This window comes from Acidaminococcus sp. CAG:542 (assembly GCF_000437815.1).
In the GTDB taxonomy this organism is placed as follows: domain Bacteria; phylum Bacillota; class Negativicutes; order Acidaminococcales; family Acidaminococcaceae; genus Acidaminococcus.
In genome coordinates, this window is the sequence record NZ_FR902085.1 from 1 (window position 1) to 11,228 (window position 11,228).

Below are 11,228 nucleotides of genomic sequence, written 5' to 3' on the forward strand. Positions count from 1 at the left end.
GTCTGTTGTTCCAGATATTCCTTCACATTGGTGATGCGGGTATCCAGTTCAGCCGCTTTGCGATACGTGTATTTTCTGGCTGCTTCAATCTGCGCATCCGTGCCATCCTTGGTATAGACTTCTACCGCCGTCTTGGAAGTCGACGATTCAACCTTCGTGGTGCCATCCGCCGCAAAAGACGTCCCTCCTGCAGAGACAATGCTGAAAAATACGGCCAGAGCCGCAGCGGTCTGTGCCACTTTCTTCCGTCCCACGGCACGGCGTCCGTCTTTGGACTGGCCTTTGGCCAGTTCGGAAACCACCATGTACATGCCCCGTGTTTTGTTCCAGATCACTTTATAAATCCTGTTCATAAAGCCACACCCCTTTTCTTGAACTCTCCTGTTTTTTCATTTTCATGCATCTTTTGGTGGGTTTCCCATGCGCGCTTTGGTCTCCCCGTTACCTTCAGTTTACCAAAATCCCTGAAATTTCCAATTATCCCTTGGTATACTCTTTTGAATTTCCGGAGTATACTTTTGTATAAGAACGTTCGTCCGTATATACAATACGATTTGCTTCACTCTTCAGTTTTCTTAAATCGTTCTCATTTGAGTTCTTTGGAATTTTATACAGGAATCCAGTGTTTTACTTTGGGAAGGAAGCCCCGCGTCCGGAACTTCTTTCTCTTTGTTCTGCTAAAGCATATCATGGATTTCAAAACTTTTTTTTCGAAAATCACGAAAGGGTCATTTTTTGTCCTGAAAATATTTTTCTGACTTTTCTTTTTCTTTGTTCTTGATTCAAAGACATTTTAATCTCCTTTTCATGCAAAAAAACCGCCCTTTCAGGGCGGAGATTTTCCAAGACTGTCCGGACTGGGTATAATAGGAGTGAGTAAATTGGTACAGACCCATGGAAAGGAAGTGAACAGCATGCTGCATATTGCCATTTGTGATGATCAGCAGGACCAGATCCAGAAGATCCGGGAAGCTGCAGAGAAATACTTCCAGAACCGCAAAGAAAATATGAGCTGCCAGACCTTTGAAAACGCTTTTGCCTTTGTGGAAGCGGTGGACAAGGGGGCCCTGTTCGATATTGTGCTGTTGGATGTGTGCATGCCCGGGATTTTGGGCACCGATGTGGCCCGGGAGCTCCGGGACCACCACAGCCGGGCGGAAATCATTTTTCTCACCACCAGCGACGAATTTGCCGTGGAAGCTTTTGAGGTGAAAGCCACGGATTATCTCCTGAAGCCCTTTACCCAGGCCCAGTTCGCCAAGGCCATGGACCGTGCCATTGCCTACATCCGCCAGCGGAACAGCGCCAAGGTGATCTTCCGGCTGGTGGGCGGAGGCGTCCGGGTGGAAGAAATCGCCCAGATCCTGTTCCTGGAAAGCCACGGCCATGTGCTGGAGATATACCTGGCTGACGGCAGTACCCTGGAAACCCGGAAATCCGGCCAGGACATGAAGGCGGACCTGGACAAAATCGCCCCTGGTCAGTTCGTATCCCCCAACAAAGGCTATCTGGTGAACCTGGGCGCCATCCACCTGATCAAAACCGATTACGTAGAGATCCAGGGCCATCAGATTCCCCTGGGAAAGCGGAAGTACCGGGAGTTCCAGGAGCAGTATTTCCAGTATATGTTTGGGACGAAGTAAAAAAGGGGCTGTGAAGAAATGAGATTCTCATTTCTTCACAGCCCCTTTGGTCGCGGGTCGCGGGCTTTGAGTCGCAGCCCCCTAATCCCCCACTCCCTTCGCTCCCATATCCACCTGGAGATAGGTGAGGAACCAGCCTTCTTTTTGTTGACAGAGGACACTGGCTCCGTATTTGTCCCGGAACCGGGCCAGGGATTTCATGCCGATGCCGTGGCCTTTTACTTTGGTCACCGGCAGGCCCTCTTCGTCCAGGGCCACCGGGGCATCGAACAGGTTCTTCACCAAAATGTTCAGCATGTCCCCCTGACGCCGGGCCAGTACGGTAATGTTCCGCCGGTCTTCCGGCTGCTTCCTGCTGGCGATCAGGGCGTTTTCCACCAGGTTGGACAGCACAATGGACAGATCCCCGCTGCAGTTCAGATTCTGGGGCAGGTCCACGGACACGGTGATGGGAATCCCTTCTTCCCGGGCCCGGGACAGATACACCGTAAGGGCCGCATTGATCAGGGGATTCTGGCAGTACTGGGGCAGCTTGGTGCTGTTGAATTCTTCTCCCAGTTCTTCAATATAGGTGAGCACCCCCACCCGGTCCTTTTGCCGGACCAGATCCAGCAGCTGGTCGATATGGTCCCGTTTTTCCCGGTAGATGGCTTCCAGCCGCTGCCGGGATTCTTTTGACATCTTTACATAGTTGGCCGCGGACACCACCTGCTGCTGGAGCCGGTGCTTTTCCTCGTAGGCGCTGATCTCATCATACACTTCCTGCTGGCCCCGGCGGATGGCAGACATCATTAGGAGTACTACAATCATCAGCAGGATCCGGGCACCCATCAGATCGAAATACCGTTCCTGGGAATCATACACACTCACATACAGAGTATCCACCGCCAGCAGCATGGGGATGATGGTGGTGCTCCGCCAGAACCGGCGGGTGGCCGCTTCCTGGAAATGGCTGAAGGTGCGGGTAAAGAACCGGAGGAGGACGGGGAAGGCAATCAGGCATTCTCCCCCATAGAACAGGATCTGCCAGAAATACATGGAAGCAAAGTCACTTGCCGGCCAGAAATACAGGAAAAAGTGACGGAGGAAGGTATAAAAGCAGCTGGAAAACAGGATCCGGAAGGAAAGGATGAACAGATGGCCCACCCAGTACTTCCGGGTGACCCAGAAGCACAGCAGGAACTGGGGGATCCATATAAGGTACCCTATGGCCCAGTAGGCTGCAGAGACAGAAGGGAACAGTCCGGACCGGACCAGCCCCACTGTCAGGGCCGTTTCCGCCACCGCCAGGACCACCCAGGCCCGGCAGAAAGGCTTTTTCTTTTCTTCCTCCAGAAATCCCCAGAAGGGCAGAATCTCCAGCAGATAGAAGGGCTGGAGCACCAGGATGTAGACCAGGGACACGGCCGTGGTTTCCAGGATGGGAGTCACTTGTCCGCCACCTCTTTCCGCAGCTTCAGCAGGTATTTTTCCGCTTCTTCAAATTCCCCGTTTTCCGCCAGTTCCGCCAGCATCCGCAGCTGATGCCGGCTGTCGTGCCGGATGATGGCCAGTTCCTGCTGCTCTTTCCGCAGGGAAACGGCGTAACTGTTGAAGTCATTGAGCCGTCCCTGGAGCTGGAGATTCTGTTCCTTCAGATGGAACATTTTCTGCACCTGCTCCAGCTCGCCCCGGATGGTCAGGACCAGGAACAAAGCCACCAGCACCAGCATCCCCAGGGTGATCAGGGTATAGATCTGGAGTCCCGGCTGGAACAGATCCCGGGGGTTCAGGATGAAATACCCCTGGTTGGCATGGTAGTAGCACAGCAGCAGAGGCACAGGCCCCAGGTAAGGCCAGAAGGCGGACCGGGGAGACGTGAGCTGTTCCGGGGTGAACAGCCGCCCGATGATTTTCAGGGCCAGGGGCATCCCCAGAAGGAACAGGACCAGATAGATGATGAAATAAGGCAGTACCCGGCCAATGTGCCAGGAATCGGGCAGGAACAGCTTGAAGGCTTCCAGGGACAGGATATGAACAAAGATCATATAGATGGCCTGGAGCCCCAGCACAAACAGATGCCGGAACCAGAACGGCCGGATGGTGAACACCAGGAGCAGCAAATGGGGCAGATAGCAGAACAGGTACAGGAACTGGAACATGCCGCTTTCCATTTTCAGGGACCCCCGACTGACCAAAGCTCCCAGCAGGACAAATTCAAAGAGGAAAATGGAAAGATGACCGCAAAGGAGTACATGGCGGGTATGGGGCCGGACAATGGACCGGAAAGGGTAGTAGCGGAGATAAGCGGAGGGCAACAGCGAAAAACAGAATAGAAGCAACGTGGCAAGCGCATCAGCCATAGCAGGATCACCTCCGGAATTCATTAATTGTAATTATGACGAAAAGAGAAAAAGATGTCAAACACAAAAAAAGCCCGCCACCAAAGTGACGGGCCGGTCTGGCGTCTGGAGCTACTGATAGGATTCGAACCTACGACCCTCTCATTACGAATGAGATGCTCTACCAGCTGAGCTACAGTAGCATTGAACAGGGAAATTATATCATATCCCCGGGGATTGTTCAAGAGGCTGTTGCACAGGCAACAGTCATTGACCATTGACCGCTTTTACAACTGGATCAGTCGGAAATCACACTGGTTCATATCCAGCATCCGGGCTGCCAGGCGCTTGCCTCTTTCCAGGTCGGCGGTAAAACATACTTCTGCCCGGCCCAGGCCCACTTCCCGGTCCAGATGGCGGGCTTTCAGGTCTTCCATGGCTGCCTGGACCGTCCGTTCCGCCGGATCCAGGATGGTGACCCCGGGTCCAAAGGCTTCCCGGATTTCCTTTTCCACAAAGGGATAATGGGTGCAGGACAGCATCACCGTATCCACCTTATGTTCTTTCAGCTTGTCCGTATATTCCTTGATGGCTGCCGCCAGTTCCGGGCTGCCGAATTTCTCTCCTTCGATCAGGGGAACGAATTTGGGGCACCCCTGGCCGAACACCTGGATTTCTGGATCCATTTCCTGGATTTCCTTTTTATGGGCCCCGGAAGCCACAGTGAAATCGGTGGCCAGAAAGCCCACCCGTTTGTTCTTCGTGACCCCTTCCACCATATGGGCGCCTTTTTTCATGCCGATCACGGAAAAATCGTACCCGTTTTTGATTACCTCGGTGCCCAGCACCGTAATGGTGTTGCAGGCCACCACCAGCTGTTTGATGTTCCGCCGGTTCAGCCAGGCGGTCATTTCGCTGACGAACTGCTGGATTTCTTCCCGGGGCCGGTTCCCATAGGGAGTCCGGGCGGTATCCCCGATAAAAATGAACCGTTCATGGGGCATTTTCTGCTGGAGCCATTTCAGGACGGTCAATCCGCCCACCCCGGAATCAATGACGCCAATGGGATCTAATCTGTTCATGGAACCCTCCTTGCCTGTATTTGTGCCGTTAAACCACTTTAGGAAAGTATATTATACCACGAATAAGGGGGTGTTGCACATTGCGTGCAATACCCCCTTTTCTGTCAGCGGACTGCTGACGGGGTTGTTGCGCCGGCAACAGCCCCTTTTTTCACCCATTCAAATACTCCAGCGCAAACTGGACCTCTATCCCCGTCCCGTTAGGCAGCACGTCTTCGTCCACTTCGAAGGCGGGATGATGATGGACGCAGCAGATGCCTTTTTCTTTGTTCCGGGCTCCCAGGAACATAAACACGCCGGGTACTTTTTCCATGAACACGGAAAAATCTTCCGCACCCATCTGTTTTTCCATGGGCACCAGGGCTTTTTCTCCCATGATCCGGGCCACGGCTTTCCGGCCGCAATCGTTCAGGTCTTTGTGCTCGTTGATGAGAGGGGCAGGACCGAAGAAATAGGTGCAGTCCACCTGGCAGCCCAGCCCTTCTCCAAAGGCCCGGGCCACTTTTTCGATTTTCTGGGGCAGGGTCTTCCGGAATTCTTTGTTGAAGGTCCGGGTGGTACCCACCAGCTGGACAGAACGGGCCAGCTGGCCCTTCTCCCCCTCGCTGTTCATCATACCCACCGTAAGCACAAAGGTGTTTTCCGGGTCGTTCTGCCGGCTCACCAGCTGCTGGAGCCCCATGACTACGGAGGCAGACGCTGCCAGGGGATCCGCCCCCTGTTCCGGGGCGTCAGAAGGGGCCGGTTTCCCGGTAAGAGTAATGGTGAACCGGTCGCTGCAGGCCATCCGCTCCCCGTCTTCCAGATTGGCGGTACCGGCGTCCAGCAAGGCCCAGATGTGCATGCCGAAAATGGCATCCACCTGATCCAGACAGCCTTTCTCCACGTAATGGCGGGATTCGGTACCGATTTCTTCCCCCATCTGGAACAGCAGCTTCACCTGGCCCGGAAAAGCATCCCGATGGGCGCTGAGGATTTTTGCTGCTCCCAGGAGCATGGCCGTATGGCAGTCGTGGCCACAGGCGTGCATGACCCCGGGATGCTGGGAGGCATAGGGTTTGGTCAGGTCCGCTTCCTGGATGGGCAAGGCGTCGATATCCGCCCGGAGCATCAGGGTCTTCCCCGGGCCTTTGGCTCCCTGGATGGTGCCGATGCACCCGGTGATATCCGGGAAGGTCTGGACCGGGATCCCCATTTTTTCCAGTTCCGCGGCAATGTGGGCGGTGGTTTCCTTTTCTTCCCGGCCCAGTTCCGGATGGGCATGGAGCCAGTGCCGTTGTGCCAGGATATAGTCTTTTTCGCCGGCCGCCAAGGCTTTCACATCCATCAGCAGGCGCCTCCTTCCGGCAGCAGAGTCAGTTCGCTGCGGCAGTCAAAGGTTTCTGCCGTGCGCCGGACCAGGTTCTTCAGTTTGTCCACCATGTCCATGAGCAGTTCGTCGTCATAGGCCCGGAGGCAGCCGGTCAGCTGCACCTTGTCGCAGACGATGTTGAACTGTTTCCCGGCCTTGACGCTTTCAAAACCCAGGACCAGAGGCCGCAGGGGATTGTTCACCCGGCTCACCAGGGTCTGGGCCGCCTGGATCACCGCTGAAGCCGCCACAATGGCATCCTTCCCCAGATGGGGCGTGGATCCATGGGCCGAAACCCCATGGACCGTAATGGTAAAGTCGATTTCCTTTTCCGTATCTTTCAGTAAACCCATAAGCGTTTGTCCTTTCCACAAGAGGGTCTGCTGCAGAAAGCAGCAGACCCTTGTCAGCGGTCAGCTGTAAACGGTCAACGGCCGATGGCAAGAACCCGCAGATGTGGGTTCTTCTAAACAAAGACGCCGCGGCCGCGGCTAACCCACCACCATTGCGCAAGCGCAACGGTCCCCCGCCCTTGCAAAGGGCGGATACATGGCACGTTGGGCTTGCGCTCCTGTGCTCCAGGCAAGAGCCAGAGGCCCGGGCGTATATCCGCCCTTTTCAAGGGCAATGGTCCCCCGTCCTTGCTAAGGCAGATATATGGCACATTGGGCTTGCGCTCTTGTGCTCCAGGCAAGGACCAGAGGCCCGGGCGTATATCCGCCCTTTTCAAGGGCAATGGTCCCCCGTCCTTGCTAAGGCAGATATATGGCACATTGGGCTTGCGCTCTTGTGCTCCAGGCAAGGACCAGAGGCCCGGGCGTATATCCGCAACGGCTGCGTTTCCTTTCCAGGAACCTGCCGTGGCAGGTTCCCTCCATCAGCCATTGACAATTGACCATTGACCGCCTTTACAGATAAATCCCCCCGCCAGGGCCCAGGGGCAGGTTGAACAGCACCCAGGCTGCCAGAAGCAGGCCCCAGGCAATGGCGAATGCAAAGGAATAAGGAATCATGTTGGCAATGATGGTCCCCATGCCGATGTCCTTTTCATACTTCCGGGCAAACCCCAAAATCAGCGGGAAATAGGAGAACAGCGGGGACAGAGGGTTGGTCAGGGAATCCCCGATCCGGTAGGCCACCTGGGTCAGGGCCGGGTCGTACCCCATGAGCATCATCATGGGCACCATCACCGGCGCCAGGATGGCCCATTTGGCGGAAGCGGAACCGATGAACATGTTGATGATGCAGGAAACCACGATCAGCCCGTAGATCAGGGGCAGGCCGGTGATATTGGCCGCCTTCAGTCCTTCTGCCCCTTTGATGGCCAGCACCACACCGATGTTGGACCAGGCAAAGTAGCTGGTGAACTGGGCACAGAAGAAGCACAGCACAATGTAGGAGGAAATGTCCTTGAAAGCCTGGGAAATATCCGCCCACATGTCCTTGTCGTTTTTGTACTTGCCGGAAGCAAACCCGTAGACCACCCCGGGCACAAACAGCACCAGGGTCACCATCAGGATGATGCCGGTCATAAAGGGAGATTTGGGGTTCATGATGGAATGGGTCTTGGGATCACCCAGGAGAGGATCCGCTCCCACGCACATGAGCCCGATCACAACAAGGGTAATGAGCCCGGCCAACAGGGCCTTGTTCACGGCCTTCTTTTTCCGGTCCGTCATTTCCGCAATGGATTCATCCAGTTCATACTGGGTCAGATCCGTGCCGGCAAACCGGGGGGCCATGATCTTTTCCGTGACGAAGGTCCCCACCAGGGCCAGCAGGAAGCAGGAAACAAACAGGAAATAATAGTTGATGGCAGGGGACTGCTGGTAGGACGGGTCGATCATCTTGGCCGCCGCTTCCGTAAACCCGTAGGCCAGGGAATCACTCATCCCCAGCATTACATTGGCGCAGAACCCGGCCGCCACACTGGCGAACCCGCAGAACACCCCCAACAGCGGATGCCGGCCCATGCTCAGGAAGATCACCCCGGCCACCGGAGGCAGCACCACAAAGGCCGCATCCCCGGCCACGTTGCCGTTGATGCCGATGAAGATGATCACAAAGGTGACCACAGCCGGTGCCGCATCCCCCAGCATTTTCTGCATGAAAGCCGCCAGGAAGCCGCTTTTCTCAGCCACCCCGGAGCCGATGACACACACCAGCACCATGGCCAGCGGAGCGAAGTTGGCAAAGTTGGAAACCGCCTTACTCCAAATCATCCGGAAGCCGTCCACCGACAGCAGGTTCACGATCTTGATGACCTTCCCAGTGCCGGGATGGGTGGCCGATACCCCTGCCGCCCCCAATACGGCAGACAGCACAATGACCACAATGGCCAGCAGTACAAACAGAGACACCGGATCCGGCAGTTTGTTGCCGGCCCGTTCGATGACGTTCAGGAAACGGTCCATAAGGCTTTTCTTCGTCTTTTCCTGGGTCCCATTCATAGTAACAACATCCTTTCCTAGAAATTCGCTTTTTCCAGTACAATAAAGAGAGCATGACACAATACTTATGGGAAAAAGTATAGTTTCATTATAAGCAAATTTCTATGGAAAATCCATGTTTTCGCTATGAAAATACTGTATACATATTTTATGTTGTTTCGAACTTTGATTATAATTTTACTTTTAATATTCGGTTATGGCCGTTCCAGTCCCGGTTCCGCCATTCCTTTCAGGGCCAGCAGCTTCCGCCACAGCGGATAGATGACATTTTCCGGGGTTTCCGGATAGGCGGTTTGAGGCAGGTCCAGGATGGGCACCCAGTGGGCGGAGGTGACTTCCTGGGACAGGTGGAAGGGCTGTTTCCGGACAAAGCCCAGATACCCGTGCATGAGCATCTGGCCCTTGCTGAACCAGTAGGTCCCTTCCGGAATCATTTTTTCCAGGGTCAGCCCCAGTTCCTCCTTCACTTCCCGGTGGGCGGTCTCTTCCGCCGTTTCTCCCGGCATAATGAAGCCGGAGGTGATGCTTTCATATTTCTGGGACAGGTGGGGCTGTTTGCACAGGACCACTTCGTCGTATTCATTGCAGAGCAGGATGATGATGCAGCTGTAGAAAAAATCGAACCAGTACCGCTGGCAGACCGGACAGAAAGGGACCAGTCCTTCATCCCCGGCCGGTTTGGGCTGGAGACGGGAGCCGCAGGTGGGACAGTATTCAAAATGCATGGGATTTCCTCCTTTGTTCATACAAGGTTAGCATACCCAACCCGGGAAACCCTGTCAAGTTTTTTCGCCGCCCCCATCCAAACCTGCTATAATGGAAGGCAATGAAAGGGAGGTTTTATCCATGTTGGACAACAAAGTCAGAGACCTGATCAACGAACAGGTCACCAAGGAATTTTATTCTGCCTATCTGTATCTGGATTTTGCCAACTATTATCAGGAAAAGGGGCTGGACGGCTTCGCCCACTGGTTCGACATCCAGGCCCAGGAAGAACGGGACCATGCCATGCTCATGCGGACCTACCTGCAGAACAACGACGCCCCGGTGGTCTTCGGCACCATCGACAAACCGGACATGACCTACAAGAAACTGGACGACGCCCTGAAAGCCGCCCTGAAACACGAACAGTTCATCACCGGCTGCATCAACAAGATCTACGCAGCCGCCGACAAAGCCAAGGATTACCGGACCATGCAGTTCTTCGACTGGTTCGTGAAGGAACAGGGAGAAGAAGAAAAGAACGTCAGCGACCTGATCAAGAAATTCGAACTTTTCGGCAGCGACCCCAAAGGGCTCTACGCCCTGAACCAGGAACTCCTGGCCAGAGTCTACGCCGCACCGACCCTGGTGCCTTGAGAAAAAGGGGGTGCTGCACAGAACGTGCAGCACCCCCTTTTCCATTTGACCCTGCTACCCGTTCCGCTCTATAATGGTTCCATCTCTGCACCAAGAAAGGATGGTTCTCCATGTCCCCTGAAACGTTTCTTGCGATCCTCACCCGGGCCGGCCGGCTGAAAACCGCCACCCGCCACTGCTGGACGGCTCCCGGCCGGCAGGAAAGCGTGGCGGACCATTCCTGGCGGATGGCTCTCATGGCCCTCCTGCTGTCCCATGAGCCGGAATTCCGGGAGCTGGATCTGGACCGGGTGATCCGGATGTGCCTGATCCACGACCTGGGGGAAGCCTTTACCGGGGACATCCCCACCTTTGCCAAAGGGGACCGGGACCGGGCGGCAGAACAGGACTGCTGGGACAGATGGCTGGCCGCCTTTCCGGAAGGAAACCGGCAGGAATGGCAGGCCCTCTTGGAGGAAATGGAAGCCCAGGAAACCCAGGAAGCCAAACTGTACAAGGCCCTGGACAAACTGGAAGCGGTGATCAGCCACAACGAATCAGACCGGGACACCTGGCTGCCCCTGGAATATGACCTCCAGTTCACCTACCCGGAAAAAGCCGTCCAGTTCTCCTCCTGGCTGAAGGAACTGAAACAGGCAGTGGACACTTGGACCAGGGAAAAAATAAGAGAAAATATATGAAAAGGGAGTGTTGCACATTCTGTACAACACTCCCGTTTCAATGAAACAACCTCAGCAGCACATTCAGCACCACACTGACCACAATGCAGGTGACCACCGGGAAATAGAAACTCCCGTGCCTGCCGGTAATATGAATATCCCCGGGCAGATGGCCCAGGGGGAACAGATTGGACCCGAATTCCATGACAAGGCCGGCAACCACCAGCAGCAGCCCCAGGCCGATCAGCATTCTTCCCATATTTTCATCCCCTGTTGTTTTTGTTTCTATTGTACCATGTTCTCCCCGGTTTCTCCGTTGAAATCAATAACACCAACGATGCAGGGGCTCACCGCAGGCAAGCC

The 11,228-nt window shown here is 55.0% G+C and carries 12 protein-coding genes and 1 tRNA gene; 3 read left to right on the plus strand and 10 right to left on the minus strand.

Annotated features, from left to right (window positions below):
- Window positions 1–353 (minus strand): ESPR domain-containing protein (locus QVO43_RS07090; RefSeq protein ID WP_288174704.1); only part of this gene is annotated, 353 nt, incomplete at its 3' end.
- A gap of 561 nt (window positions 354–914) precedes the next feature.
- On the opposite strand from QVO43_RS07090, the gene QVO43_RS07095 reads away from it, so the two are divergent.
- On the plus strand, window positions 915–1,643 hold the full coding sequence (locus QVO43_RS07095) for a LytR/AlgR family response regulator transcription factor (RefSeq protein ID WP_288174705.1): 729 nt from the start codon (window positions 915–917) through the stop codon (window positions 1,641–1,643).
- Window positions 1,644–1,724: 81 nt separating this feature from the next.
- Here the strand turns inward: QVO43_RS07095 and QVO43_RS07100 are convergent, their stop codons facing one another.
- From QVO43_RS07100 to QVO43_RS07135, 8 genes are all read right to left on the minus strand, one after another.
- Window positions 1,725–3,074 (minus strand): sensor histidine kinase, encoded by a 1,350-nt coding sequence (locus tag QVO43_RS07100; RefSeq protein ID WP_022487836.1) that lies wholly within the window; start codon window positions 3,072–3,074, stop codon window positions 1,725–1,727.
- The gene (locus QVO43_RS07105; protein WP_288174706.1) at window positions 3,071–3,796 is read right to left on the minus strand and encodes a hypothetical protein; all 726 of its coding nucleotides are present in this window, start codon (window positions 3,794–3,796) and stop codon (window positions 3,071–3,073) included. The genes QVO43_RS07100 and QVO43_RS07105 overlap by 4 nt, the downstream gene beginning before the upstream one ends.
- 295 nt (window positions 3,797–4,091) lie before the next feature.
- Window positions 4,092–4,167: transfer RNA gene (locus tag QVO43_RS07110), tRNA-Thr, on the minus strand.
- Between the two features lie 84 nt (window positions 4,168–4,251).
- A complete protein-coding gene (murI, locus tag QVO43_RS07115) occupies window positions 4,252–5,046 on the minus strand; it encodes a glutamate racemase (protein WP_022487838.1) in 795 nt (264 codons plus the stop codon).
- Between the two features lie 151 nt (window positions 5,047–5,197).
- A complete protein-coding gene (locus tag QVO43_RS07120) occupies window positions 5,198–6,373 on the minus strand; it encodes a M20 metallopeptidase family protein (RefSeq protein WP_022487839.1) in 1,176 nt (391 codons plus the stop codon).
- The gene (locus QVO43_RS07125) at window positions 6,373–6,750 is read right to left on the minus strand and encodes a peptidase dimerization domain-containing protein (RefSeq protein ID WP_022487840.1); all 378 of its coding nucleotides are present in this window, start codon (window positions 6,748–6,750) and stop codon (window positions 6,373–6,375) included. The genes QVO43_RS07120 and QVO43_RS07125 overlap by 1 nt, the downstream gene beginning before the upstream one ends.
- Before the next feature lie 555 nt (window positions 6,751–7,305).
- Window positions 7,306–8,847 carry an AbgT family transporter gene (locus QVO43_RS07130; protein ID WP_022487841.1) on the minus strand — a complete coding sequence of 514 codons (1,542 nt, stop codon included), beginning with the start codon at window positions 8,845–8,847 and terminating at the stop codon, window positions 7,306–7,308.
- A gap of 194 nt (window positions 8,848–9,041) precedes the next feature.
- Window positions 9,042–9,572, minus strand: coding sequence for an NAD(+) diphosphatase (locus tag QVO43_RS07135; RefSeq protein WP_022487842.1), 531 nt, complete (start codon window positions 9,570–9,572; stop codon window positions 9,042–9,044).
- Window positions 9,573–9,693: 121 nt separating this feature from the next.
- Here QVO43_RS07135 and QVO43_RS07140 point away from each other — a divergent pair, with 121 nt between their 5' ends.
- The gene (locus QVO43_RS07140) at window positions 9,694–10,206 is read left to right on the plus strand and encodes a ferritin (RefSeq protein WP_022487843.1); all 513 of its coding nucleotides are present in this window, start codon (window positions 9,694–9,696) and stop codon (window positions 10,204–10,206) included.
- Between the two features lie 110 nt (window positions 10,207–10,316).
- Window positions 10,317–10,886 (plus strand): HD domain-containing protein, encoded by a 570-nt coding sequence (locus tag QVO43_RS07145; protein ID WP_022487844.1) that lies wholly within the window; start codon window positions 10,317–10,319, stop codon window positions 10,884–10,886.
- A gap of 37 nt (window positions 10,887–10,923) precedes the next feature.
- On the opposite strand, the gene QVO43_RS07150 is transcribed toward QVO43_RS07145, so the two are convergent.
- Window positions 10,924–11,124, minus strand: coding sequence for a DUF2905 domain-containing protein (locus tag QVO43_RS07150; RefSeq protein ID WP_022487845.1), 201 nt, complete (start codon window positions 11,122–11,124; stop codon window positions 10,924–10,926).
- Between the last annotated feature and the right edge of the window lie 104 nt (window positions 11,125–11,228).